The sequence below is a fragment of the Antarcticimicrobium sediminis genome (genome assembly GCF_004348975.1).
Taxonomy (GTDB): Bacteria; Pseudomonadota; Alphaproteobacteria; order Rhodobacterales; family Rhodobacteraceae; genus Antarcticimicrobium; species Antarcticimicrobium sediminis.
In genome coordinates, this window is sequence record NZ_SMFP01000003.1 from 262,905 (window position 1) to 288,042 (window position 25,138).

Consider the following 25,138-nt stretch of genomic DNA (forward strand, 5'->3'; position numbering starts at 1 on the left):
GGGCGCGGCCCGGCAAAGAACGAAGCGAAAGGATTAGAGAATGGCAAAGATTGCGTTTCTGGGGCTGGGCGTGATGGGCTATCCGATGGCCGGGCATCTGCAAAAGGCCGGGCATGAGGTGACGGTCTATAACCGGACCAAAGCCAAGGCCGACAAATGGGCGGCCGAACAGGGCGGCACAGCGGCCCCGACCCCGCGCGAGGCCGCTGCGGGTGCCGATTTCGTGATGGCCTGTGTTGGCAATGACGACGATTTGCGGGCGGTCTGTACCGGCGCGGACGGGGCCTTTGCCGGGATGAAACCGGGGGCCATTTTCGTCGATCACACCACGGTATCGTCCAAAGTCACCACCGAAATGTACGCTTTGGCCAAGGCCGCCGGGCTGGGTTTCGTCGACGCGCCGGTCTCGGGCGGTCAGGCGGGGGCCGAAAACGGCGTGCTGTCGATCATGTGCGGCGGCGAGGCGGCGCAGTATGGTGCCGCCGAACCGGTGATGCAGGCCTATGGCCGCACCATCAAGCGGCTGGGCGAGAGCGGCGCCGGGCAGCTGACCAAGATGGTCAACCAGATCTGCATTGCGGGTCTGGTGCAGGCGCTGAGCGAGGGGATCAATTTCGCCGAAAAGGCCGGGCTTGATGGCCGCGCGGTGATCGATGTGATCGCCGGCGGGGCCGCCGGATCGTGGCAGATGGCGAACCGGCACGAGACCATGCTGGACGACAAGTTCGAGCATGGCTTTGCGGTGGACTGGATGCGCAAGGATCTGGGTATCTGTCTGGCCACTGCAGATGAGATCGGGGCCAGCCTGCCGGTCACCGCGCTGGTCGATCAATTCTATAAGGACGTGCAAGCCATGGGCGGCAACCGTTGGGACACCTCCAGCCTGATCAAACGGCTAAAATAGACCCGCCACCAAGGCCCTTCGAAAACGGAAATGCCCGGGCAATCGCCCGGGCATTTTTGCATTCAGCGTTTCGATCAGTCCTTGAACACCCGATAGATCGCCGGGATCACCAGCACCGTCAGCAAGGTCGAGCTGAGCAGCCCGAACAGCAGCGAGATCGCCAGCCCCTGAAAGATCGGGTCAGCCAGGATCACCACCGCCCCGATCATCGCCGCGATCGCGGTCAGCAGGATCGGTTTGAACCGGATCGCACCGGCGGCGATCAGGGTTTCGACCAGCGGCGTATCGGGGCCGCCTTCGTGGCGAATGAAGTCCACCAGCAGGATCGAGTTGCGCACGATGATCCCGGCCAGCGCGATGAAACCAATCATCGAGGTCGCCGAGAACGGCGCCGAGAACAGCCAGTGACCGCCGATGATGCCAAGGAAGGTCAGCGGGATCGGCGTCAGGATCACCAGCGGCAGCCGGAACGAGCCGAACTGCGCCACCACCAGAATATAGATCGCCAGCAGCGCCACCGCAAAGGCCGCCCCCATATCGCGGAAGGTGACCCAGGTGACCTCCCACTCGCCATCCCAAAGCAGGGTGACGTGGCTTTCGTCCTCGGGTTGGCCATGCAGCGACACCGTGGGCTTGGTGCCCTCGGCCCAGTCCTGCCGGTCCAGCGCCTCGTCCACCGCCAGCATGCCGTAAAGCGGGGCCTCGAAACTGCCGGCAAGCTCGCCCAGCACCATTTCGGCGGCGCGTCCGTTGTGACGGTAGATCGGGAAAGACGCCCGCTCTTCGCGGATCGAGACCACATCACCCAGTTCGACCACCCCGCGGGCGCCGGGCAACACATTGGCCGGGATCGGTGTGGTGAGGAACCGCTCGTCCACCACCCGGTCCGCCTTGTCGCGCTCCACCCGGATCGGGATCGGGCGGCGCCCCTCGCCGCGATGGGAATAGCCCACCGTGGTACCACCGTTCAGGATCGCGACGGTCGAGAACACATCCGATTCCTGAACCCCAAAGAACTCCATCTGGTCAGAGTTGATGGTGACGCGCAGCCGCCGGCTCTGTTCGCCAAAGCTGTCATCCACATCGACGATGAACGGCACCTCTTCAAAGGCGGTGCGGATCTGGCGGGCGGCCTTGCGCCGGGTGTCCGCATCGGGGCCATAGACCTCGGCCAGCAGGGTCGCCATCACCGGCGGGCCGGGGGGCGGTTCAACCGTCTTCAGGCTGGTGCCCGCCGGTACGTCCAGCGCAGTGATCCGCGCGCGGATGTCCAGCGCGATGTCGTGGCTGGTGCGGTCCCGGTCGCCCTTGGGCAGCAGGTTGATCTGCACGTCGCCCAACTCGGCACGTTCGCGCAGGTAATAGTGGCGCACCAGCCCGTTGAAGTTGAACGGCGCCGTGGCCCCCGCATGGGTCTGGATCGAAATCACCTCGGGCAGCTCCAGCACCGCGCGCGCAACATCCTGCGCCACCGCGTCGGTTGCCTCGACCGAGGCGCCCTCGGGCAGGTCGATCATCACCGCCAGTTCCGACTTGTTGTCGAACGGCAGCAGCTTGACCGTCACGTCCTTGGTATAGAACGCCACCATCGAGCCAAAGCTGAGCCCGGCCGTGATCAGCAGGAACAGCCCAGAGCGCATCCGGGTCTTCAGCAGCGGTCGCGCAACCGCGGTATAGATCTTGCCCAACCGGCCGCCGGGGCTGCCCGCCGCGTCGTGATGGACCGGCGCACCGCCGGCGATCTTGAGCATCAGCCAAGGCGTGATGATCACCGCGACGAAGAAGGAAAAGATCATCGCCGCCGAGGCATTGGCGGGGATCGGGCTCATGTAGGGGCCCATCATGCCGGACACGAACAACATCGGCAGCAACGCCGCGACCACGGTCATCGTGGCGACGATGGTGGGGTTGCCCACCTCGGCCACGGCGCGGATCGCCTTGGTGGCGCGGTCGGCCTTGTCGGGCATGCCCCAGTGGCGCGAGATATTCTCGATCATCACGATGGCATCATCCACAAGGATCCCGATCGAGAAGATCAGCGCAAACAGCGACACCCGGTTCAGGGTATAGCCCATGATCCACGCCGCAAACAGCGTCAGCAGGATGGTGACGGGGATCACCACGGCGACCACGATGCTTTCGCGCCAGCCGATCGCGAACAGCACCAGCGCCACGATCGAGACCGTCGCCAGCCCAAGGTGGAACAGCAGTTCGTTGGCCTTTTCATTGGCCGTCTCGCCATAGTCACGGGTAATCTCGACCGCCACGCTTTCGGGGATCAGGCTGTCTTCCAGCAGGTGCACGCGATGCAGCACCTGCTCGGCCACGACCACCGCGTTGGCCCCGGCACGCTTGGCCACGGCCAGCGTCACGGCGGGGGTGCGGCGGATGGTGCCATCCGCGTCCCGGGTCAGGTTCGAGACGATCTTGTCCGAACTGTCGGCGATAAAGCTGATATCGGCCACGTCGCGCACATAGACCGGGCGACCGTCCCGCGCGGTCAGCAGCAGATTGCCAATCTCGGCGGGCGCGCGCAGGGTTTCGCCAGCCACCAGCGGAATCTGCTCGCCGCCGTCGCGCACCGTTCCGGCGGCAAAGGCGTGATTGGCGGCCTCGACCTTGCCGGACAGCTGTTGCAACGTCACCCCGAACAGCGCCAGCCGGTCGGGATCGGGGGCGATGCGGATCGCCTCGGGGCTTTCCCCGACAAGATAGGTCAGGCCGACATCCTGAATCTTGGCCATCTCGACCTGAAGCTGGCGGGCGACACGGGTCAGGTCATTGGCGGTCATCGCCTCGGCACCGGGTTTCGGCGACAGGGTCAGCGCCACGATGGCGACGTCATCGATGCCACGCCCGACGATCAGCGGCTCGGCGATGCCGACCGGGATCCGGTCGAAATTGGCGCGCACCTTGTCATGCACGCGCAGGATGGCGGCATCGGCCGAGGTGCCGACCAGAAAGCGGGCGGTGACCATGGCGTAGTCGTCCATCGACTGGGAATAGACATGTTCGACGCCGTTGATGGCCTTGACGATGGTCTCCATCGGTTCGGTCACCAGCTTGACCGCGCCCTCGGCGCGCAACCCCGGTGCCTGAATGTGAATATCGACCATCGGAACCGAGATCTGCGGCTCTTCCTCGCGCGGCAGGCTGACCAGCGCCACCATCCCCACCGCCAGCGAGGCAAGGATCATCAGCGGAGTCAGTGGCGAACGGATGAAGGCGCGGGTCAGCCGGCCGGCGATGCCAAGCCCCTGCTTGCCATACTCACTCATGGTCAGACACCAGCACGTCGCCAGCGCTCAACCCGCTGAGAATCTCGACCATCGGCATATCGTCCAGTGGATAGCTCTCGCCCAGAACCACGGCGCGCTGTACCGCTGCGCCACCGGGGCCGCGCACCGTGACGAAATCCAGCCCCATGCGGGTCTGAACCCTCTCGGTCGGCACCATCAGCGCCTCGCGCTTGCCCACCGGCAGGCTGACCAGCACACGGGCGTTGACGAATTCGCTGCTCATTCCCTCGACTTCGACATCGGCGATGACGCGGCCGTTCTCGATCTGCGGATAGACCTTGGCGAGCCGCCCGGGCTTGCTTTCGCCGTCGGCCCCGATGCGGATCTCGATCCCTTCACGCAGATACGCAGCATGGCGTTCCGGCACCGCGAGGCGCAGGAAGAAGCCGCCGCCGCCGATCTGGGCAATGGCCTCGCCCGGCATCACGACCGAGCCACGCGTCACCGGCACTTCGATCACCTTGCCAGCCATGGGGGCGAGAACAGCCCCCTCTTTGGCCTGTTCCTCGATCACGTTCTTGCGGGCGCGGGTCGCCGCAATCTGGTTTTGAAACACGTCGACCTGCGTGCGCAGGGCATCCAGCCGTTGCGCCGTGGTAACACCGCGCGCCAGCAGATCCTCGCCGCGTTTCAATTCGGTCTCGGCATTGTCAAGCTGCGACAGCAGCGCGTCGATCTCGCCCTGAACCGACGCGAGTTGCAGGTTCAGCTTGGGGTCGTAGATGTCGGCGATCACCTGACCCTCGGTGACGGTGCTGCCTTCGGTCACATCGACCGAAACCAGCGTGCCGCCGATCCGTGAGCGGGCCGGGATCATGTCGCGCGCCTCGACGCGGCCAAACACGGCCTTCCATTCGGTGATTTCGCGCGGCTCAACCGCCTGTTCGGACGCGGCAAGGGCCAGTCCTGCCCCGAAAACCACCAGCGCTGACGCCAAAATAAAAGTCCGCATCGCTTATCCTTACTACCGCCGCATCGGGAAAATACAGATGCACATTGGCGAATGTTTTGCAATCCCGCCGCTGCGGCACAGGTAGGCGCGCGCGCATACGCCGCGCCCGCCCGGGCCGGGATCACTTGGTCAGAATCAACTTGCCCGCCCGGGTGATGCGCAGGGTATAAATCTGCTCGCCCAGCGCAATATAGGCAAGCCGCCCGCCGCCGGTCAATTCTTCGGCGCGATGGGCAGGCAGCGCCAGCACGGTGTCGGGGCCAGCAGTGGTGAGAGAGTGACAGGTCATGGTCTGGTCCTTGGTTCGGTTTCGAAACGCTCGTTCACCGCATTCACGGACAGGCCGCACCACTGCGCGAGATCACCTCGTTCGCGGGGCATAGGCTCCCTCTGCCGTCGGGGCGGGTACAGGGTATCGGCTGGGCTTTGCATCGGCATGGTCCCGTGTTCTGCGGATGGCTGACCCGGCACGACGCGGGTTGGCTGGAGGCCTAATACCTGACCAAAAGACTCACCTCTGTCAACCTGATCGTTTTGCTAAGTTAAAGACCGACAACTCCCCTCGCGCCGTTCTGCTCGTCCCGTGGTCATACCCGGCGCGCGATGCCCACCCATTTCCTGTGTTGTGGCGGTGCGGCGGTTCGCTCGGAAAATTCAAATTCGCTTTCACAAAGCCCGATTTCCTTTTACTCCCATGCCAACACCACCACGCTATCCGAGACCGAAGGAGAACGCCTTGACACAAGAGACTTGCCTGATGGCCCCCGCCGGGATGATCCCGGCGCACCTAGAGGCCCCGATGCAGGCCCTGAGCCGTGTTGCGTCGGATCTGGCACAGACCATTGCCCGCGGACCGCTGGAGGGCGCGCTTGGCGTCGAGGTTGGCAGCAACTCTGACGGCGACAACCAAAAGGCGCTGGACGTGATGGCGGACGAGGCCTTTGCCGCCGCCCTGCCCGGCACCGGGGTGCGCTGGTACGCCTCGGAAGAACAGGAAACCGTGCAGGAAATCGACACCGACGGCGCATTGGCGCTGGCGATCGACCCTTTGGACGGCTCTTCCAACATCGACGTGAACGTCACCATCGGCACGATCTTTTCGATCCTTCCGGCGCTGGAGGGGGCCGATGAAAGCTTTTTGCGCTCGGGGCGCGATCAGATCGCGGCGGGCTATTTCATCTATGGCCCGATGACCGCGCTGGTCGTCACCTTTGGCGACGGCGTGTTCAGCTTTGTGCGCGACCCGCAGACTGGCCGTTTCGTTCAGGTCGGCGACAGGATGAAAATCCCGGCAACCTCGTCGGAATTTGCCATCAACGCCTCGAACTACCACCAGTGGTCCAAGCCGGTGCGCGCCTATATCGACGATTGCCTGCTGGGTCTTGAAGGGCCGCGCGCCAAAAACTTCAACATGCGCTGGGTTGCCTCGCTGGTGGCGGAAGCCCACCGCATCCTGACGCGCGGCGGTATCTTCCTCTACCCCTCCGATTCGCGCCCCGGGTATGAGCAGGGCCGGCTGCGCATGGTTTATGAATGCGCCCCCATCGCGATGCTGGTCGAACAGGCTGGCGGGCGCGCCACCACCGGGCCAAAACCGTTGCTGGATCAGCGCCCCGATCAGTTGCACGCGCGCACCCCGCTGATCTTTGGCACGCCGGAAAAGGTGGATCGCGTCACCGCCTATCACGAGCGCGCCGAATAAAGGGCGCGGGGCCGCGCGGGGGGCTTGCCCCTCCGGCCCCCGCCGCCTGCTGCCTGCCCATCCTTCCCGCCCCGATCTCTCCCTGCCCCACCTGTATTTCCGCCGTTGTCATTCACATATTTGAATGCAACCATACCTTCGCCCCACACCGGGGAGAGGAGGAGGACATCATGGATATCACCCGGCGGACATTCCTGCATGGCGCAGGCGCGGGGCTGGCACTGGGCGGGCTTGGCGCGCCGCGTGTCTGGGCCGAAACCAGCCTGACATTCGGCACCCTGCAGGTTCAGACCCTGTCGGACGGCCATCTTGTCCTGCCGCCAGATTTCATCTTTGGCCCGATGCCGCAGGCCGAGCTTGCGCCGCTGCTGGCCGAGCGCGGCATCGACCCACTCAGCCCCCTCACCCCCGATTGCAACGTGACCCTGCTGCGCGACGGGGCGCGGTTGGTGCTGTTCGACACCGGCGCGGGCAATGCGTTCCAACCCACCGCCGGCGAGTTGCTCACCGCGCTGGATGCCGCCGGCGTTGCGCCTGAGGAAGTGACCCATGTGGTCTTTACCCATGGCCACCCGGATCACCTCTGGGGCGTGCTGGACGATTTCGACGACCCGCTTTTTGCCGAGGCGGCACATATGATGGGCCGTGCCGAATGGGACTATTGGTACAACCCGGAAACCGTGAACACGATCGACAGCGGGCGCACCGCCTTTGCCGTCGGCGCCAAGCGGCGGCTGGCGATGCTGGAGGATGCGATCACCCTGTTCGACGACGGTGAAGAAATCCTGCCCGGCATCGCGGCCCGCGCCACCTTTGGCCATACCCCCGGCCATATGGCGTTTGAGCTGCGCTCCGGCTCGGACTCGGTGATGGTGGTGGGCGATTCCATTGCCAACCACCATCTAGCCTTTGCCCGGCCCGGCTGGAACTCTGGCTCTGATCAGGATCAGGAGACCGCCGCAGCCACCCGCACCCTGCTGCTGGACCAGTTGGCCCATGAGCAGACCCGCCTGATCGGCTTTCACCTGCCCGACGGCGGGTTGGGCCGGGCCGAACGCGACGGCGACGGGTATCGCTTTGTGCCCGAGACTGCCTGAGGTTAGAAAGACCAGACCGCGTATCGGCCCGCGACAGGCGGCACGCTCAACTGTGAGAGGACACCATGACCGCAATCATCTTCGACCTTGATGGCACATTGGTGGACAGCGCGCCCGACATTCAAGCCGCCGCCAACAAGATGCTGGCAAGCGAGGGCCGCGCCCCGCTGGACCTGCCCACGGTGATCGGCTTTATCGGCAATGGCCTGCCCAAGCTGGTGGAACGCGCCATGCGTGCCCGCGATCTGCCAATGGACCGACATGCGGATTTAAGTGCCCGCACGCTGGCCTTTTACGATGCCGAAAGCACCACGCGCACCCGGCCCTATCCGGGGCTGGACGAGGCCTTGGACACGCTCAAGGCGCAGGGCTTCGCCTTGGGCATCTGCACCAACAAGCCCGCCGCTCCGGCGCGCGACATCCTTGCCCGGTTCGACCTCGCCCGGCATTTCGAGGTGGTGATCGGCGGCGACACGCTGCCGGTCAAGAAACCCGACCCCGCGCCGCTGCGGGCCGCCTTCGCGGCGCTGGGGCAAGACGGGCTTTTTGTTGGCGATAGCGAGGTCGACGCCGAAACCGCCGAACGCGCGCACGTTCCCTTTCTGCTGTTCACCGAAGGCTATCGCAAACAGCCCGTCGAGGCGCTGCCGCATCTGGCCAATTTCAGCCAGTTCAACGCGCTGCCCGATCTGGTTGCACAGGCGCTGACGCGCACGGCGGTCTGACCCCGTCTAGGCGATCTGATCCACCCGCCCGGCCTCTGCCCGGATCATGTCGGCGGCCCTTTCCGCGATCATGATGGTGGGGGCGTTGGTATTGCCGCCGGTCAGCGTCGGCATCACCGAGGCATCCACCACCCGCAGCCCCTGCATCCCGCGCAGCCGCAGCTGCGGATCGACCACCGCCATCTCATCCACCCCCATCTTGCAGGTGCCGACCGGGTGATAGATCGTATCGGCGCGGGCACGGATATGGCTTTCCCATTGCGCATCGCTCATCCCGTCGCGGATGCCGAACAGCTCTTTCTCCTGATAGGGGGCCATCGCCGGGGCCTGCAGGATCGCGCGCGCCATCTTCGCCCCCTTGATCGTGGTCTGCAGATCGCGCGGATCGGACAGGAATTGCGGGTCGATCGCCGGGGCCGCCAGCGGATCATCGCTCGCCAATGTTACGCTCCCCCGGCTGAAGGGGCGCAGCGCACAGACATGGCAGCTGAAACCATGGCCCAGATGCAGCTTGCGCGCATGATCATCGACGATCGAGATCACGAAATGCAGCTGGATATCGGGCCGGTCCAACCCCGGATCGGTCTTCAGGAACCCCGCCCCTTCCGCAAAGGGTGTGGCCACCATGCCGCCCCCGTCCCGGCGCCAGCGCAGAATGTGTTTGAGCATGGCGAGGCTCGCCCCCACCCCGATGCCGAAGTTGTCCGTGTCGCGGCTCTTGCTGGATAGGATGAAATCCAGATGGTCCTGCAGGTTGCGCCCGACACCGGGCAGCTCGTGCACCAAATCAATCCCGTGCAGGCGCAGATCATCCGCCGCCCCGACCCCCGAAAGCTGCAACAGCTGCGGCGAATTGAAGGTGCCGCCGCACAGGAGCACCTCGCGCCTTGCTGTCACTGCCTTCTCCTGCCGCCGCTGCCGATAGAGGATGCCGGTCGCCCGCTTGCCCTCGAACAGGATGCGGGTGGCATGGGCGCGGGTGATCACCGTCAGATTGGGCCGGTCCATCACCGGATGCAGATAACCCGCCGCCGCCGAGCAGCGCTCGCCATTGCGCGCCGGATCGTGGAACTGGGTCACCTGATAAAGACCCACCCCCTCGTTGTCGCCCCGGTTGAAATCGGCGCTGCGGCGGTGCTGCATCTCTGTCGCCGCCTCGACAAAAGCCCGGCTGATCGGGCGCGGATCCTTCTGATCCGACACCTGCAACGGCCCGGCACCGCCATGAACCGCATCGGCCCCATTCTCGTTGTTCTCCGCGCGGCGGAAATAGGGCAGCACCTCGTCCCAGGACCAGCCGTCACAGCCCAGATCGGCCCAGCCGTCATAATCCGAGCGATGCCCGCGCACATAAAGCATGGCGTTGATCGCGCTCGACCCGCCCAGCGCCTTGCCGCGGGGTTGATAGCCGCGCCGCCCGTTCAGCCCGGCTTGCGGCACTGTCTGATAGGCCCAGTTGCTGATCTTGCCATACCCCGGCAGCATCGCCACCACGCCCGCCGGCGCGCGGATCAGGATGTGCTTGCCCGCTCCGCCCGCTTCCAGCAGACAAACGCTGGCGCTGGGATCCTCGCTCAGCCGCGCCGCCAGAACAGACCCGGCGGAGCCGCCGCCAACGATCACATAATCGAATTCCATGACGCCCTCCCCTGCGCTTTGGCCCCAGCAAGAGGGACCATCGTGCCACCCGTCCAGAAAAACGTGGCGTCAGCCCGGCGCACGCCGCACAGCAGACCCAGCCCCCGCCCCGACGGATCCGGCACCGCGCCAAAGCTTGCCCAAAGGCGCGCGCAGGCGGGGTGCGGAGTGGTCTTGTGTCAACGCCGCCCCGGCGCAGAGCCAAAAACATCGTTACGTCACGACCCCGCGCGACGCCGGGACGGCGTTGACAGGATTCCGCCCGCCCTGTTCAACTCCGCGCCAACGCCCAGCCCGTCCCCGACCCGACCGGAGGCAGGCGGCCAGACCTCTGGGAGGAGACCGATATGACCGAAACAGCCTATATCTATGACGCCATCCGAACCCCGCGCTCCAAGGGCAAGCGGGACGGCAGCCTGCACGAGGTGAAACCCGTCAATATGGTGAGTGGTCTGCTCAGCGAGATGCAGCGCCGCCATGACCTTGATACTGCCCGCGTCGACGACGTGATGCTGGGCTGCGTCACCCCGGTGATGGAACAGGGCGCGGTGCTGCCCAAGATCGCGCTGCAAAAGGCTGGCTGGGACGAATCCGTGCCCGGCGCGCAGCTCAACCGTTTTTGCGCCTCTGGCCTCGACACCTTCAACACCGCCGCCGCCAAGATCGCGTCGGGCTGGGAGGATATGGTCTGTGCCGGTGGCTATGAATGCATGTCGCGCGTGCCGATGGGCTCTGACGGCGGCCCCTTTGCCGAAGACCCGGAAACCGTGATCCAGACCGGTTTCGTGCCGCAGGGGATCGGTGCCGACCTGATCGCAACGATCGAGGGCTGGTCGCGCGATGACGTGGACGCCTTTGCGCTGGAAAGCCAGAAGCGCGCCGCGCAGGCCCGCGACGCAGGCTGGTTCGACCGCTCGGTCGTGCCGATGCGCGACGAGAACGGCGTGATGATTCTGGAACGCGACGATTTCATCAAGCCCGACACCGACATGCAAAAGCTCGGTGCGCTGAAGCCCTCCTTCGCCATGCCCGGCGCACTGGGTTTCGACGACGTGGCGCTGGCGAAATACCCGGAGGTCGAGCGCATCAATCACGTGCACACCCCCGGCAACTCCTCCGGGATCGTGGATGGCGCCTCGCTGGTCCTGCTGGGCAACGCACAGGTGGGCAAGGATCTGGGGCTGACCCCGCGCGGCCGGGTGGTTTCCATCGCGCTGACCGCGACCGATCCCACCATCATGTTGACCGGCCCCGGCCCGGCCTCGCAAAAGGCGCTGGCCAAGGCCGGGCTGAGCCTCGACGACATCGACCTCGTGGAAATCAACGAGGCCTTTGCCTCGGTCGCGCTGCGGCTGCAACGGGATCTGAACGTGCCGGACGAGAAGCTGAACGTGGTGGGCGGCGCCATCGCCATGGGCCACCCGCTGGGCGCGACCGGTGGCTGCCTTGTCTCGACCATGCTGGACGAGTTGGAGCGGCGAAATCTCAAGCGCGCATTGATCTGCATGTGCGTCGGCGGCGGCATGGGCATCGCCAGCATCATCGAACGCGTGTGAGGGGGGAACGAGCATGAGCGATTACACCTACGACAAAGATCAAGACGGCATCGTCACCATCACGCTGGATATGGAGGGCCAGTCGGCCAACACCATGAACAGCCGCTATATCCAGATGATGGAAGAGATCCTCGGGCGGCTTCAGGGCGAAGACGGGCTGAGCGGGGTTGTCTTTGCCTCGGCCAAGAAAACCTTTTTCGCGGGCGGCGACCTGAACATGCTGCGCGCGATCGAGCGCGCCGACGAAGAGACCTTTCGCTTTGTCGAAGCCAACAAGGCGCCGTTCCGCGCGCTGGAAAAACTGCCGGTGCCCGTCGTCGCCGCGATCAATGGCGCGGCGCTGGGGGGCGGGTACGAGCTGTGCCTCGCCTGCAATCACCGCATCGTGGTGAATGATCCCAAAGCCATCGTCGGCCTGCCCGAGGTCACGCTGGGGCTGTTGCCCGGCGCTGGCGGGGTGGTGCGGCTGACCGCGCTGCTGGGTCTGGAAAAGGCGCTGCCGCATCTGCTTGAGGGCAAGCCGGTCAAGCCACAGGCGGCGCTGGAACAGGGCATGGTCGACGAGATCGTCGAGACCCGCGAGGCGCTGGTCCCTGCCGCCAAGGCCTGGATCAAGGCCAATCCCGACGCCCATACCCAGCCTTGGGATCAAAAGGGCTTTCGCTATCCCGGGGGCGACACATTGCACCCACGCGTGCGGCAAACCATCGTCGCCACCCCGGCCATGCTGTACAAGCGCACGCGCGGCCTGATGCCCGCCCCGGAAAAGATTCTGGATATCGCAGTGAACTCCATGCGGATCGCTTTTGACCCGGCGCTGCGCACCGAAAGCCGGGGCCTCTGCACGCTGCTGGTCACCCCGCAGGCCAAGGCCGCCATCGGCACCTTCTTCTTCGGGATGCAAGCGATCCAGTCAGGCAAGGTCCGCCCCAAGGGCGAGACATGGCGCGCCACATCCTCTGCCATCCTCGGGGCCGGTATGATGGGCAGCGGCATCGCCTGGGCCCATGCCTCGGCCGGGCTGCCGGTGGTGCTGAAGGACATGGAGATGGACAAGGCCGAAAAGGGAAAATCCTATTCCGCCGCCCTCACCGACAAGCGGGTCAAGCGCGGTCGCATGAGCGCGGCGCAGAAAGCAGCGCTGCTGGCGCAGATCACGCCAACCAGTGATGACGCCGCCTATGCGGGCGCCGACATCATCATCGAGGCGGTGTACGAGGATATCGACCTCAAGGAAAAGGTGATCGGCGCCACCTTCGGGCAACTGTCCGACAGCGGCATCTATGGCTCCAACACCTCGACCCTGCCGATCTCCGTGCTGGCCGAATTCTGCCCCGATCCCAGCCGCTTCATCGGGCTGCATTTCTTCAGCCCGGTCGACAAGATGAAGGTGGTCGAGATCATCATGGGCGAAAAGACCAGCCAGGACACCCTGCGCAAGGCCTATGATTACGTCCAGCAGATCGGCTACATGCCCATCGTGGTCAATGACAGCCGGGGTTTCTTCACCTCGCGCGTGTTCGGCACCTATCTGGACGAGGGGCTGGCGCTGTTGCGCGACGGCATGTCTCCGGTTGCGCTTGAACGCGCAGGCTGGATGGCCGGCATGCCGGTGGGGCCGCTGGCAGTGCATGACGAAACCTCGCTGGTGCTGTCGCAAAAGGTGCGCAAGACACACGAGGCGCTGGATGCCCGGCTGGGGGGCGAAAGCGGCTTTGGCGCCGACAACACCGCCTCGCGCGCGATTGTCGATGCGATGATCGAACAGGATCGCGGCGGGCGCCACTATGGCGGCGGGTTCTATGACTATGCCGCCGACGGCTCCAAATCGCTGTGGTCCGGGCTTGACCAATTCGCCAGTGGCAAGGGCGGCATCGCGGTGCAGGAGGCCATCGACCGCCTGCTCTATCGTCAAGCGATCGAGACCCTGCGTTGCCTCGACGAGGGGGTGTTGAACACGGAAGTGGAGGCCAATCTGGGCGGCATCTTCGCGATCGGCTTCCCGGCCCATACCGGCGGCGCGATCCAGTTCATCCGTGGCGTCGGCATCGACCAATTTGCCGCCCGCGCCGCCGAACTAGCAGCCAAGCACGGCCCCCGTTTCACGGTGTCGCAAAGCGCGCTGGACAGACTGCGCGGCGATCAGGTGCAAGCGGCATGAGCGGCCCGCTCAAAGGGTTGCGCGTGGTGGAAATGGCCGGCATCGGCCCCGCCCCGCTGGCCGGTCAGCTGCTCGCCGATCTGGGGGCCGAGGTGGTGCTGATCGCCCGCAAATCGGCCGCCGCCGACCCCACCGACATCAACAATCGCGGCAAACGCTCTGCCGCGCTGAACCTCAAGACGCCCGAGGGGATCGAGGCGGCGCAGCACCTGATCGCGCGCGCCGACGTGCTGATCGAAGGGTTCCGCCCCGGCGTGATGGAGCGGATGGGGCTGGGGCCAACAGATTGCCACGCGCGCAATCCCGGCCTGATCTTTGCCCGCATGACCGGCTGGGGCCAGACCGGCCCGATGGCGCAGATGGCGGGGCACGACATCAACTATCTCGGCCTCACCGGGTTGCTCCACGCCACCGGCAAGGCCGATGACGTGCCCACCCCGCCGCTCAATATCGGCGCCGATTACGGCGGCGGCACCATGTTCCTGGTGTTCGGCATCATGGCCGCCCTGTTTGAGCGCCAGACCTCTGGCAAAGGCCAAGTGGTGGATGCCGCCATGGTCGATGGGGCCTCGGCGCTGATGGGGCTGATCCATACATGGATCGCCCGTGGGCACTGGAGCGAGGCGCGCGAATCCAACCTGCTGGATGGCGGCGCCCCGTTCTACCGCGCCTATGAATGCGCCGACGGCAAGTTCCTCTCGGTTGGCCCGTTGGAGCCGCAATTCTTCGCCGAACTTGTCCGCCTTGCTGGCCTGCCCGAGGATCACAAGACAAGCCAGATGGACGCCGCGACATGGCCCGAGCGCCGCGCCGAATATGCCCGCGTCTTTGCCCGCAAAACCCGCGACGACTGGGCCGCGATCTTTGCCGAAAGCGATGCCTGCGTCGCCCCGATCCTGACATGGTCCGAGGCCCCCGCGCATCCCCATCTTGCCGCACGCGGTACGTTCACATCCGTGGATGGCGTGACCCAGGCCGCCCCCGCCCCGCGGTTCGACCGCACCCCCGCCGCCCCGCCGGGCCGCCCCGCCGCACCGGGGGCCGATACCGAAGCCCTGCTGGCCGAGGCCGGCTGCGATGCCGACACGCTGGTGCGCCTGCGCGCCGCCGGTGCCCTGACCTGAACTCGAAAGGCCATGACATGACCGACACTGCCCTGACCATCACCCGCGACGGCGCCATCGCCACCGTCACGATGAACCGGCCGCAAGCCTTCAACGCCCTCAACACCGCCCTGCGCGATGCGCTGCGCCGCGCCGTCTGCGAGCTGGAGAATGACGCCGCCGTGCGCGTGGTGATCCTGCGCGGTGCCGGGCGTGGCTTCTGCGCCGGGGCCGACCTGACCGAGGGGCTCAATCCCCCCGTGCACCAACAGATCGAAACCGAATACCGCCCGATCCTCACCGGCATCGCGGCCTCGTCGAAGATCTGGATCGCGCAGGTGCACGGCTCTGCCGCCGGGATCGGGGCTGCGCTGGCGCTGAATTGCGATCTGGTGTGCATGGCCGAGGACGCCACGCTTTATCTGGCCTTTGCCGCGATCGGGTTGATCCCCGACGGTGGCAATGTCTGGTTGCTGGAACGCGCAATGGGCCCACGTCGCGCCCTGCAGGCGATCCTTGAAGGGGGCAAGATCCCAGCGCAAGAAGCGCAGGATCTGGGGCTGGTGAACGAACTCCACCCGGCCGAGACGCTCGATGCAGCAACCCAAGCCATGGCCGATCGCATCGCCACAGGCGCCCCGCTCGCCGCCGCCGCCGCCAAACGGCTGATACGGCGGATGGACGGACTTTCCTATGGCGACGCGATCAGCGCCGAGGCCATGGAACAGACCCCCCTGAGCAACAGCGCCGATTTCATCGAAGGCGTCATGGCCTTTCGCGAAAAGCGCAAGCCGGTGTTCAAAGGGCGCTGAGCCCCTCAAAGGGGCGCCGCATTCCTGCACCGCCCCGTCTTTCCGGCAGCTCTTTTTCTGGCCCGAAATACTCTCGGGGGGAGCGGCCCCCGGGCCGCGAGGGGGCAGATAGCCCCCTTTCTGAGGCGGGGGCAGACAGCCCCCGCTCCCCGCTCACCGCACCTCAGAACCCGAGATATTTCTGCCGCACCTCGTCGTTGGCCTCCAGCTCGGCGCTGCTGCCTTGCCATTCCACCCGTCCACGCTGGATGACGAAATGCCGGTCGGCGATGCGCAACAGATCCTTGAGGTTCTTGTCGACCACAAGGATCGACATGCCCTGCGCCGCGATCTCGCTCAGCGCATGCCAGATCTTCTGCCGCACCAGCGGGGCCAGCCCCTCGGTCGCCTCGTCAAGGATCAACAGCTTGGGGTTGGTCATCAGCGCTCGCCCGATCGCCAGCATCTGCTGCTCGCCCCCGGACAGCAGGTTGCCCATCGAGGAAATCCGCGTCTCCAACTCGGGAAACAGCGCAAAGACCTTCTCTACCGTCCAGGGGTCGGGGTGGCCCAGATGGTTGCTGGCGGTGGCGATCAGGTTCTCCATCATCGTCAGGTTGGGAAAGATCTGGCGCCCCTCGGGCACCAGACCCAGCCCCAGATTGGCGGTCTTGAAGCTCGCCTGCCCGACCAGCTCCTGCCCGTCGAAGGTGATCGAGCCGCCGCTTGGCTTCACGATCCCCATGATCGAGTTGATGGTGGTGGTCTTGCCCATGCCGTTGCGCCCCAGCAGCGTTGCCACCTGCCCCGCCTCCAGCCGCAAATCGACGCCGAACAGCGCCTGACTGGAGCCATAATGTGTGGTCAGTTTGTCGAGTACCAGCATCGGTTATTCCTCGCCCAGATAGGCATGCTGCACCGCGTCATTGCTGCGGATCTCGTCCGGGGTGCCGGTGGCAATGATGTGACCATAGACCAGCACCGAAATCCGGTCGGCCAAGGCAAAAACCGCATCCATGTCATGTTCGATCAACAGGATCGAATGTTTGCCCTTGAGGTCGCGCAACAGCGTCACCATCTCGGCGCTTTCCTCGATGCCCAGCCCGGCCATCGGCTCGTCCAGCAACATCAGATCCGCCTGCGCCCCCAGCGCGATGGCGATTTCCATATGGCGATGCTCGCCATGGCTCAGCGCCCCCGTCGGCAACTCCGCCTTGTCGGCCAGCCCGACCCGCTGCAACAGCGCCATCGCCTCGCGCCGCAGTGGCGCGATCTTGCGCGCCGCCCGGATGAAGCGAAACGAATGTCCGTCCCGCGCCTGCACCGCCAAGGCGATATTGTCGATCACGCTCATCTCCAGGATCAGCGAGGTGATCTGGAACGACCGCGTGATGCCCAGATGCGCCCGCGCATAGGGTTTCATCCCGGTGATGTCGCGCCCCTTGAACCGGATCCGCCCGCTGTCGGGCGTCTGCGTCCCGCAAAGCTGGCTGATCAGCGTCGTCTTGCCCGCTCCGTTGGGACCGATCACCGCGTGCAGCTCTCCGGCCTCGACGCTCAGGTTCAGATCATCGGTCGCCTTGATGCCGCCGAAACTTTTGTTCAGCCCTGCGATGTCCAGAACAACGCTCATTCCCGATCCTCCCCGCGGCCGCGCAGCATCCCCATCAATCCCCCGCGCGCAAACAGCACGACGGCCATCAACATCAACCCGAACGGCAGGTGCCAGTAGATGGTGAACGACGACAGGGCTTCCTCGGCCACGATAAAGACAATGGCCCCCAGCACCGGCCCCAGCGTGGTCGCCGCACCGCCGAGGATGACCATGAACATCAATTCGCCCGAGCGCGACCAGTCCATCATCTCGGGGCTGATGAAAGTGGTGAAATTGCCCAGCAGCGCCCCGGCAAAGCCGCTCATGGCGCCCGAGATCACATAGGCCGTCAGCCGATAGGCATAGACGTTGAAGCCCAGCGTCACCATGCGCTCCGGGTTGCCCTTGGCCCCTTGCAGCACCATGCCAAAGCGGGATCTGACGATCATCCGCACCAGCAGCATCGCCACCACCAACGCGACATAGGACAGCCCGAACAGGTGCAGCGGGTTGTCGAGGTTCACGACCGGCAGTTCTGAGCGGGTATCAATCACCAGCCCATCGTCGCCACCATATTCTTCGATCGACACGATCAGGTAATAGATCATCTGCGCGAACGCCATGGTGATCATGATGAAATAGACGCCCTTGGTGCGCAGACAGATCGCCCCCGTCACCAAAGCAAAAAGCGCACAGACCGCCACCGCCAGCGGGATCTGCACCAAGCCGCTGGTGGTGGCGAGAAAATCCAGCCCGCCATACAGCCAGTGATGCGCCGGGATCCCCACCGCATAGGCCCCCAACCCCACAAAGGCGGCGTGCCCAAAGGACACCAGCCCGCCATAGCCCAGGATCAGGTTCAGACTGACCGCCGCAATGGCAAGGATCGCCAGCCGCGTGGCCAGATCAAGGTAATAGGGATTGCCCGTCAGGTAGAACACCGGCGGAAGAACGGCCAACAGGGCCATGACAGCGAGCGTCAGCCAGCTGCGGCGGGTCAAAGAGATCATCAGCGCGTCCTTGGCGGAAACAGGCCCTGCGGGCGCAGGGACAGAACAAGCGCCATGATGATATAAATCAGCATGGCCGAAACAGCGGGCGCCGAGTTTTCGGCAGCGTCCGAGGACATGAACAGCTTGAACAGGTCATCCAGAAACGACCGCCCCATGGTGTCGATCAGCCCGATCATCAACGCCGCGATGAACGCCCCCTTCATCGACCCGATGCCGCCCACGATAATGACGACAAAGGCGGTGATGATGATGTTGTTGCCCATCCCGATCGAGGCTTCGGTGATGGGGGCAATCAGCATCCCGGCCAGCCCGGCCAGCATCGCGCCCAGCGCAAAGACCAGCGCGAACAGGGTCTGGATGTCGATCCCCAGCGCCGAAACCATGGTCCGGTTCGACGCCCCCGCCCGGATCAGCATGCCCAGCCGGGTATGGTTCACCAGCCAGAACAACCCGGCGGCGGCACCCAGCCCGGCCCCGATGATCACCAGCCGGAAGGTCGGGATCACCAGCGTCTCGCTCATCGCGATCTGTCCCTGAAGCCAGCCGGGCAGCGGCACGGCAATCCCCGCCGGCCCCCAGATCAGATGCGCCAGCGTGTCCAGCACAAGGATCAGGCCAAAGGTGCCCAGCACCTGATCCAGATGGTCCCGGTCATACAGCGGGCGGGCGACAAAACGCTCGACCAGAAATCCGAGCACCCCGGTCAGCGGCAGCGCCACCAGCACCGCCAGAACGAAGCTCCCGAACAGAAAGGTCAGCGAGGCGCAGATGAACGCGCCCATCATATAAAGCGAGCCATGCGCGAGGTTGACGAAATCGAGGATCCCGAACACCAGCGTCAGCCCCGAGGCCACAAGGAACAGCAGCAAGCCAAGCTGCACCCCGTTCAACGCCTGAATAATCAGCAGAGAAAAGTCCAAACCAAACCCCGTGTCTAATGGGGACCGGACGCGACACCGTCCGGCCCGATCAATGTCAGGAGATCAGCTCACATCTTGCAATCGGCAGCATAGCTGTCGATGTGATCCTCAAAGACCGTCTCGACCACCTTGGTGGTCCAGACCCCATCCGCATCAACCACCGCTTCGCGCAGATAGAAGTTCTCGACCGGGAAGTTGTTGGTGCCAAATTTGAAATTGCCGCGCACCGAGTCGAAATCAGCCGCTTTCAGCGCCGCGCGCAACGCATCCTTGTCGGTGGTGTTGCCGACCTTGGCGACCGCGCTGGCGATCAGCATGATCGCGTCATAGGACTGCGCCCCGTAATAAGACGGGTAAGCGCCGTACTTGGCCTTGTAGTCGGCCACGAATTTCTTGTTCGCGGCATTGTCCAACGTCGGATCCCATTCCTGCGTGGTGCGCGACCCCAGAACCCCGGTCAGATTGGCCGCTTGCAGCTTGGGCAGCGAAAGCGCGTCCACCGTGAACACCGAATACAGCGGCAACATATCCTTCAACCCGGCCTGATCGTATTGTTTCATGAATGCCCCGCCCGCAGCGCCGGGGTAGAACACAAAAAGCCCATCCGCGCCGCTCGCCTTGGCCTTGGCCAGTTCGGCCGAGAAATCGAGCTGCGCATCCGCACCCCATTTGGTCAGATCCTTGCCGACGATTTCGCCCTTGAACGTGCGCTCCACGCCAGAGACCATATCCTTGCCCGCGGCATAGTTCGGCGCCATCACATACAGCGATTTGACCCCCTGCCGGTTCAGCACCTCGCCCATCGCCATCGGCGTCTGGTCATTCTGCCACGAGGTCGAGAAAAAGTTCTCGTTGCACAGCTTCCCGGCGATCTGGCTGGGGCCCGCATTGGCCGAAATCAGGAACTTGCCCGCATCCAGCGCCGATTTGCGTGAGGCCAGCAGTACGTGGCTCCAGATATAGCCGGCGACGAAATCCACATTGTCCTGTTTCACCAGCTTGTCAGTGGCCTGCTTGCCGGTCTCGGGCGCGAAACCATCATCGGCAAAGATCACCTCCAGATCCAGATTGCCCGCCTTGCCGCCCAGATGCTCCACCGCCAGATTGACTGAATTCTGCATGTCCTTGCCGATCACCGCCGCGCCCGTGGTCAGCGTGGTGACAAAACCGATCTTCACGGTTTCAGCCCAGGCCGCCGTGCTCATCAGGCTCGCAGCAAGTGTCAGTGTCAAAAATGTCTTCATATTCCCCTCCCAGGTGAATGCGCGACTTCGCCACGCTTATCTTGTTAACCTTTTGTGCCCGCTCCGGAGCCTTCAATCAACGTTTTTCCTCCCATCCTCAGCATATCGGCGCCGGGCTTTCGGTCAATCTTGCTGACCCCGCCCGCGACAGAGCCTGCACAAACCCGCCCCCGGTCACCCGGATATGCAAATCCGATAAGGTGCGCCGCCGCTGAATTGCGGTATAAAGCCCCGGGTGCCCCCGCCCCCCCCTGCAAGACACATCACAAAACAGAAAAACCACAGACATGCCAAACCCAGACTTCTCGATGGATATCCAGATCAGTTTCGGCCATTGCGACCCGGCCGGGATTGTCTTTTATCCGAACTACTTTCGCTGGTTCGACCGCTGCTTTCACACCTATCTTCAGAAAACCGCCGGCGGCCACCGGCGGCTGTGCAACGTGTTGGACGCCAAGGGCATCGGCCTGATGGACGTGCACGCCAATTTCGTCTCTCCGGCGATGGACGGCGATATGATGACACTGGACATGAGCATTCTGGACTGGGGCAACAAATCCCTCACCCTCGGGTATCTTGGCCGCATCGGTTCACGCGCCGTGCTTGAGGGGACCGAGTTGCGCGGCATGTTCGTGATGCGCGAGGGCCGTTTGCGCGCCGGTGAGATGGCCCCGCTGCGCGCCTTGCTCGACGCCGGGCTGCCCGAGACGCCCTCGACATAAGCAGCCCGACCTAAGCGGCCCGGTCACGCCGCTCACGGCCTTGTTGGCCCGCGAGCGATTGAACCCCCATCCGTTCGCGTATAGGCAATCCGTACACAGGTTAAGGACGGGCAATGGCTTTCTCCCCCAACTCCTACTACTGGAAAGGCTTGCGCGACGGGGCGCCCTTTGTGCTGGTCGCCGGTCCGTTCGGCATGTTGTTCGGGGTTCTGGCGACCGAAGCCGGGCTTGATCTGACCGAAACGATGGTGCTGACCGCCACGGTTTTCGCCGGGGCCGCACAGCTCACCGCGCTGCAACTGCTACAGGAAAACGCGCCGATCTTCATCATTCTGGCCTCGGCGCTGGCAGTGAACCTGCGCATGGCGATGTATTCGGCCTCGCTCACCCCCTATCTGGGTGGGGCACCGCTTTGGCAGCGCGCCTTCGCCGCCTATCTGATCGTGGATCAATCCTATGCCTGCTCCATCGTCCGGTTCGAGACCGAGCCGGACCTGAGCATCTCCCAGCGCATGCGCTACTATCTCGGATCGGTCACGCTTGTGACCCTCTGTTGGTACAGCTTCACCTTCGTGGGGGCCTTGCTTGGCGCGCAGATTCCGAAAAGCTGGGCGCTGGATTTCGCCCTGCCTATCGCCTTTCTGGCGATGGCGATGCCGATGCTGCGCACCCCGGCGCATGTGGCCGCCGCGCTCGTCTCGGTGATCGTGGCGCTGCTGGGCGCGGGGCTGCCGTATAACCTTGGCCTGATGCTCGCGGGGCTGGCCGGCATGATGACCGGCGCCCGCGTCGAAGTGCAGTTGCGAAAGAAGGGAACATGGACATGACGCCGGAACAGACAGGGTTCGACACCAGCACCCTGTGGATCATGATCGCCGGGCTGGCGGTGGGCAGCTTTGCGCTGCGCTTCCTCTTCATCGGGCTGGTGGGCGACCGACCGATGCCGGACTGGCTGATGCGGCACCTGCGCTATACCGCCGTGGCGATCCTGCCGGCGCTGGTGGCCCCGCTGGTGGTCTGGCCCAAGGCAACTGGCGGGGCGCTTGATACGCCGCGCCTGTTGGCGGCGCTGGTCACGATTGCGGTGGGGTTGGCCACGAAAAACGTGCTACTGGCGATCTTTTCCGGGGCCGCCACGCTTTACGGGCTGCTCTATCTACTCTGACAGTTGCTGCTGCGCGACCAGACGGGCGTTGTTTTGGGCGATCCCCTGATCAAGATCGGCGCTGTCGTTCTCGAAATACCGCTCGGTCCGGACCCCGGGCAGGCTTCCGAACTGCTGCTCAAGCCGGGTGGGATAGAAGGTAACGTCGACGCTCTCGAACCCGGGCACCTTTTTCAGCAAGGTCGAGGTGGCATTGGCGCAATAGATCCCCGGAACTGCCCCGTTATTAAGCGCCAGCTGATAGGCGATCTCGGCCTGTTCGGGGGTCACTTCGACGGTCTGGACGACCACGTGAAAGGTGCTGCGCGCGTGCGAGCCGCGATAGGCCAGCTCCACCCCCGGCGTGATACCGAACAGCACATCGTTGCGCTCCGGCACCACCGGAGAACGGAACGAACCGGCGGGGTCAAAAATCACCCGCTCCGAGGCGTTGATCATCAGCGAGGTATGGCCGCCCTTGCCGGTGCGGTTGTTGACCATCGTGTACAGGGCCAGCGTCGACGGCCCCGGATTGCGATAGGACACCGCCGCGATGGTTTCACGATCGGCCAAAGGTTGTTTTTCGACGCAGCCCGCAACAAGCAAGAGCGCCGTACACAGGCACAGCAAACGAACCACTCAACAGGTCCTCCGTTCAGGCGAAAGCAAAATGATCAGGTCGCAAAGATCGCCATGAACACCAGCAGCGCCAGCAGGAAGACCACCGTCCAAGTGACGAATTTGACGAAACCGTTAAAGGTTTCGGTCTGGACCGAGACGTCCATATCGCCGTGTTTATGTTCTGCCATCTGTTCCCATCCTGTCAGACTTTGGTCGCGTTTCCACTTTGGATACTGAATTTGCCGGCGGCTGTCACCCGGTCAATGCAGCCATTTCAGCGCCGACGCGGCATTTCTGCACATTTCGCCGGGCCAGATCCGCAGCGCCCCCGGCTACAAGAAGCCCGGTACTAGTCTTCGCCCGGTTCTGCGCCCGAATCTGCGCCCGGTTCTGCGGCCAGTTCTTCGTCCAGATCTGCGGCCAAGCGAAAGCCAATCCGCGTTGGCGGGCGGTCTGGCTGCGGCTTTGGCATGGCGCGCAGCATCACGTTGAGCTGGCTGACATGCTGGATAAGCTGGGTGCGCCCACCGGTCCCGTCGCCACCATAAAAGGTGATGATATCGGGATCGTAATATCCGATCCCCTCGATCCGCAGCACCCCGGCGTCGCCGCCGGTGAACCCCATCGCAACCTCATGCGCATTGTCGAGCTGCTCTTCGAAATTGCGGATATAGAGGATGATTCGCTCATAGGCCCAGCGCGCCGGGCTTTTGTCGGACACCGGTTTGCTGCCCCCCGCGCGCAGCCCCTCCATGCGGGGTTTGGCCTTGGGATCACAGTGCACCTCATGCACACGGGGGAGGACCGCATCCTCATGCGCCTCGGCCGTGGTTTTGATCTTGTCATCCATGCCGCTCACACCCTGCGTTGATCATTCTGATCACAACTTACGTTGAGTATACCGATCACAGCTTGCGTTGATACAGCCAGGTTCCATCATCCCCACGCGTCCGCACCGCCTGCCCGGTGTGATACAGGTGATTGACATGGGCCACCGCCTCGACAAGCGCGAGCCCATAGACACCGCTGTCGATCTTGCGCTTGAACAGCGGCGCGAAACAGGCGGCAGCCGGTTTCGGTGTGTCCAGATGATCCAGCAGACGGGTCAAGGCGCCATGGTGGTTCTCGATCAACTGGCGCATCCGCAGCGGCAGGCCGACGAACGGCAGCTTGTGCCCGCCCAGCGCCAGTTGGTCCGGCCGCGCCAGCAGCGACAACCGCTCGCAAGCCTCCAGCCAGTCGGCCAGCGGATCGGCCTGCGGCTCGGTCGCGTGAACGCCGATATTGGGGCTGATCGAAGACAGGATCTGATCGCCGGTCAAGACAAGATTGTCATCGCGGCTCCAGAATGTGGCGTGTTCGGGCGCGTGCCCGTTGCCCATATGCACGTCCCAGTCGCGACCGCCCATGCGGATCGTATCGTCCTGCTTGATGCGCAGATACCCCAGCGGCAGCGGCGCCACCACATCGGCAAAGTTGAACGGACGCTCGGCCAGCCGCTCGGCCAGAATGTCAGGGTCCATCCCGGCGCTGCGATAATAGGCCAGCGTTTCCTCCGGCAAGACCTCTTGCACGTCCAGCGTCAGCATCCGCGCGAACAACCATGCGGTGCGGGTGGTCACCAATTCGGCCCCATGCGCGGCCTGAAACCAGCCGGCCAACCCGATATGGTCGGGGTGATGGTGGGTCACGACCACGCGGGTCACCGGCTTGCCCGCCATTGGCCCGGCCAGCAGCGTTTCCCAGATCGCGCGGGATTTCTTGCTGTCGAACCCGGTGTCGATCACCGTCCAGCCGTCGCCGTCATCCAGCGCATAGACATTGACGTGATCCAGCTTCATCGGCAGCGGCAGGCGCATCCAAAGCACGCCCTCCGCCACTTCGATCGCCTCCCCCGGTTCGGGCGGAGTGTCCCACGGGTATCGCATTGTCAGGGGCGGGACACCATCCAT

The 25,138-nt window shown here is 64.4% G+C and carries 24 protein-coding genes; 11 read left to right on the top strand and 13 right to left on the bottom strand.

Annotation, left to right across the window (positions count from 1 at the left end):
• Nucleotides 1-40 precede the first annotated feature (40 nt).
• Nucleotides 41-904 carry an NAD(P)-dependent oxidoreductase gene (locus E1B25_RS06780; RefSeq protein WP_132828004.1) on the top strand — a complete coding sequence of 288 codons (864 nt, stop codon included), beginning with the start codon at nucleotides 41-43 and terminating at the stop codon, nucleotides 902-904.
• A gap of 74 nt (nucleotides 905-978) precedes the next feature.
• Here E1B25_RS06780 and E1B25_RS06785 read toward each other — a convergent pair whose 3' ends face one another.
• The 3 genes from E1B25_RS06785 to hemP form a co-directional block, all read right to left on the bottom strand.
• On the bottom strand, nucleotides 979-4,182 hold the full coding sequence (locus tag E1B25_RS06785) for an efflux RND transporter permease subunit (protein ID WP_132828005.1): 3,204 nt from the start codon (nucleotides 4,180-4,182) through the stop codon (nucleotides 979-981).
• On the bottom strand, nucleotides 4,175-5,155 hold the full coding sequence (locus E1B25_RS06790) for an efflux RND transporter periplasmic adaptor subunit (protein WP_132828006.1): 981 nt from the start codon (nucleotides 5,153-5,155) through the stop codon (nucleotides 4,175-4,177). Before E1B25_RS06790 ends, E1B25_RS06785 begins: the two co-directional genes overlap by 8 nt.
• Nucleotides 5,156-5,276: 121 nt before the next feature.
• A complete protein-coding gene (hemP, locus tag E1B25_RS06795; protein WP_132828007.1) occupies nucleotides 5,277-5,444 on the bottom strand; it encodes a hemin uptake protein HemP in 168 nt (55 codons plus the stop codon).
• A 468-nt stretch (nucleotides 5,445-5,912) separates the two neighbouring features.
• Between hemP and E1B25_RS06800 the strand changes: the two genes are divergently transcribed.
• The 3 genes from E1B25_RS06800 to gph all read left to right on the top strand — a co-directional run bounded on the left by E1B25_RS06800 (nucleotide 5,913) and on the right by gph (nucleotide 8,679).
• A complete protein-coding gene (locus tag E1B25_RS06800; RefSeq protein ID WP_132828122.1) occupies nucleotides 5,913-6,857 on the top strand; it encodes a class 1 fructose-bisphosphatase in 945 nt (314 codons plus the stop codon).
• A 170-nt stretch (nucleotides 6,858-7,027) separates the two neighbouring features.
• Nucleotides 7,028-7,954 carry an MBL fold metallo-hydrolase gene (locus E1B25_RS06805; RefSeq protein WP_132828008.1) on the top strand — a complete coding sequence of 309 codons (927 nt, stop codon included), beginning with the start codon at nucleotides 7,028-7,030 and terminating at the stop codon, nucleotides 7,952-7,954.
• Between the two features lie 65 nt (nucleotides 7,955-8,019).
• A complete protein-coding gene (gph, locus tag E1B25_RS06810; RefSeq protein ID WP_132828009.1) occupies nucleotides 8,020-8,679 on the top strand; it encodes a phosphoglycolate phosphatase in 660 nt (219 codons plus the stop codon).
• A 6-nt stretch (nucleotides 8,680-8,685) separates the two neighbouring features.
• Here gph and E1B25_RS06815 read toward each other — a convergent pair whose 3' ends face one another.
• Nucleotides 8,686-10,317 carry a GMC family oxidoreductase gene (locus E1B25_RS06815; protein WP_132828010.1) on the bottom strand — a complete coding sequence of 544 codons (1,632 nt, stop codon included), beginning with the start codon at nucleotides 10,315-10,317 and terminating at the stop codon, nucleotides 8,686-8,688.
• Nucleotides 10,318-10,664: 347 nt separating this feature from the next.
• Between E1B25_RS06815 and E1B25_RS06820 the strand changes: the two genes are divergently transcribed.
• From E1B25_RS06820 to E1B25_RS06835, 4 genes are read left to right on the top strand one after another with little or no spacing between them, the layout of a single operon-like run.
• Nucleotides 10,665-11,873, top strand: a complete 1,209-nt coding sequence (locus tag E1B25_RS06820; protein ID WP_132828011.1) for an acetyl-CoA C-acetyltransferase — start codon at nucleotides 10,665-10,667, stop codon at nucleotides 11,871-11,873.
• A 13-nt stretch (nucleotides 11,874-11,886) separates the two neighbouring features.
• Nucleotides 11,887-14,034 carry a 3-hydroxyacyl-CoA dehydrogenase NAD-binding domain-containing protein gene (locus E1B25_RS06825; protein WP_132828012.1) on the top strand — a complete coding sequence of 716 codons (2,148 nt, stop codon included), beginning with the start codon at nucleotides 11,887-11,889 and terminating at the stop codon, nucleotides 14,032-14,034.
• Nucleotides 14,031-15,158 (top strand): CaiB/BaiF CoA transferase family protein, encoded by a 1,128-nt coding sequence (locus tag E1B25_RS06830; protein ID WP_132828013.1) that lies wholly within the window; start codon nucleotides 14,031-14,033, stop codon nucleotides 15,156-15,158. The genes E1B25_RS06825 and E1B25_RS06830 overlap by 4 nt, the downstream gene beginning before the upstream one ends.
• Nucleotides 15,159-15,175: 17 nt before the next feature.
• On the top strand, nucleotides 15,176-15,949 hold the full coding sequence (locus E1B25_RS06835; protein ID WP_132828014.1) for an enoyl-CoA hydratase/isomerase family protein: 774 nt from the start codon (nucleotides 15,176-15,178) through the stop codon (nucleotides 15,947-15,949).
• Between the two features lie 163 nt (nucleotides 15,950-16,112).
• Here E1B25_RS06835 and E1B25_RS06840 read toward each other — a convergent pair whose 3' ends face one another.
• The 5 genes from E1B25_RS06840 to E1B25_RS06860 all read right to left on the bottom strand — a co-directional run bounded on the left by E1B25_RS06840 (nucleotide 16,113) and on the right by E1B25_RS06860 (nucleotide 20,699).
• Nucleotides 16,113-16,814, bottom strand: coding sequence for an ABC transporter ATP-binding protein (locus E1B25_RS06840; RefSeq protein WP_132828015.1), 702 nt, complete (start codon nucleotides 16,812-16,814; stop codon nucleotides 16,113-16,115).
• A 3-nt stretch (nucleotides 16,815-16,817) separates the two neighbouring features.
• The gene (locus E1B25_RS06845) at nucleotides 16,818-17,561 is read right to left on the bottom strand and encodes an ABC transporter ATP-binding protein (protein WP_132828016.1); all 744 of its coding nucleotides are present in this window, start codon (nucleotides 17,559-17,561) and stop codon (nucleotides 16,818-16,820) included.
• Nucleotides 17,558-18,532, bottom strand: coding sequence for a branched-chain amino acid ABC transporter permease (locus E1B25_RS06850; RefSeq protein ID WP_165937564.1), 975 nt, complete (start codon nucleotides 18,530-18,532; stop codon nucleotides 17,558-17,560). Before E1B25_RS06850 ends, E1B25_RS06845 begins: the two co-directional genes overlap by 4 nt.
• Entirely contained in the window at nucleotides 18,532-19,455 is a 924-nt protein-coding gene (locus E1B25_RS06855; protein WP_132828017.1) for a branched-chain amino acid ABC transporter permease, read from the bottom strand. Before E1B25_RS06855 ends, E1B25_RS06850 begins: the two co-directional genes overlap by 1 nt.
• A gap of 68 nt (nucleotides 19,456-19,523) precedes the next feature.
• Nucleotides 19,524-20,699, bottom strand: coding sequence for an ABC transporter substrate-binding protein (locus E1B25_RS06860; protein WP_132828018.1), 1,176 nt, complete (start codon nucleotides 20,697-20,699; stop codon nucleotides 19,524-19,526).
• A gap of 287 nt (nucleotides 20,700-20,986) precedes the next feature.
• On the opposite strand from E1B25_RS06860, the gene E1B25_RS06870 reads away from it, so the two are divergent.
• The 3 genes from E1B25_RS06870 to E1B25_RS06880 all read left to right on the top strand — a co-directional run bounded on the left by E1B25_RS06870 (nucleotide 20,987) and on the right by E1B25_RS06880 (nucleotide 22,586).
• Entirely contained in the window at nucleotides 20,987-21,421 is a 435-nt protein-coding gene (locus tag E1B25_RS06870; RefSeq protein ID WP_132828020.1) for an acyl-CoA thioesterase, read from the top strand.
• A gap of 113 nt (nucleotides 21,422-21,534) precedes the next feature.
• Nucleotides 21,535-22,248 carry an AzlC family ABC transporter permease gene (locus E1B25_RS06875; protein ID WP_132828021.1) on the top strand — a complete coding sequence of 238 codons (714 nt, stop codon included), beginning with the start codon at nucleotides 21,535-21,537 and terminating at the stop codon, nucleotides 22,246-22,248.
• Nucleotides 22,245-22,586, top strand: a complete 342-nt coding sequence (locus tag E1B25_RS06880) for an AzlD domain-containing protein (RefSeq protein WP_132828022.1) — start codon at nucleotides 22,245-22,247, stop codon at nucleotides 22,584-22,586. Before E1B25_RS06875 ends, E1B25_RS06880 begins: the two co-directional genes overlap by 4 nt.
• On the opposite strand, the gene E1B25_RS06885 is transcribed toward E1B25_RS06880, so the two are convergent.
• The 4 genes from E1B25_RS06885 to E1B25_RS06900 all read right to left on the bottom strand — a co-directional run bounded on the left by E1B25_RS06885 (nucleotide 22,578) and on the right by E1B25_RS06900 (nucleotide 25,138).
• Complete coding sequence (locus E1B25_RS06885; RefSeq protein ID WP_132828023.1) at nucleotides 22,578-23,204, bottom strand: hypothetical protein; 627 nt, start codon at nucleotides 23,202-23,204, stop codon at nucleotides 22,578-22,580. The genes E1B25_RS06880 and E1B25_RS06885 overlap by 9 nt on opposite strands.
• A 35-nt stretch (nucleotides 23,205-23,239) precedes the next feature.
• The gene (locus tag E1B25_RS06890) at nucleotides 23,240-23,374 is read right to left on the bottom strand and encodes an aa3-type cytochrome c oxidase subunit IV (RefSeq protein WP_132828024.1); all 135 of its coding nucleotides are present in this window, start codon (nucleotides 23,372-23,374) and stop codon (nucleotides 23,240-23,242) included.
• A gap of 161 nt (nucleotides 23,375-23,535) precedes the next feature.
• Nucleotides 23,536-24,036: a DUF6173 family protein gene (locus E1B25_RS06895; protein ID WP_132828025.1), complete on the bottom strand. Its 501-nt coding sequence runs from the start codon at nucleotides 24,034-24,036 to the stop codon at nucleotides 23,536-23,538.
• A 55-nt stretch (nucleotides 24,037-24,091) separates the two neighbouring features.
• Nucleotides 24,092-25,138: an MBL fold metallo-hydrolase gene (locus tag E1B25_RS06900; protein ID WP_132828026.1), complete on the bottom strand. Its 1,047-nt coding sequence runs from the start codon at nucleotides 25,136-25,138 to the stop codon at nucleotides 24,092-24,094.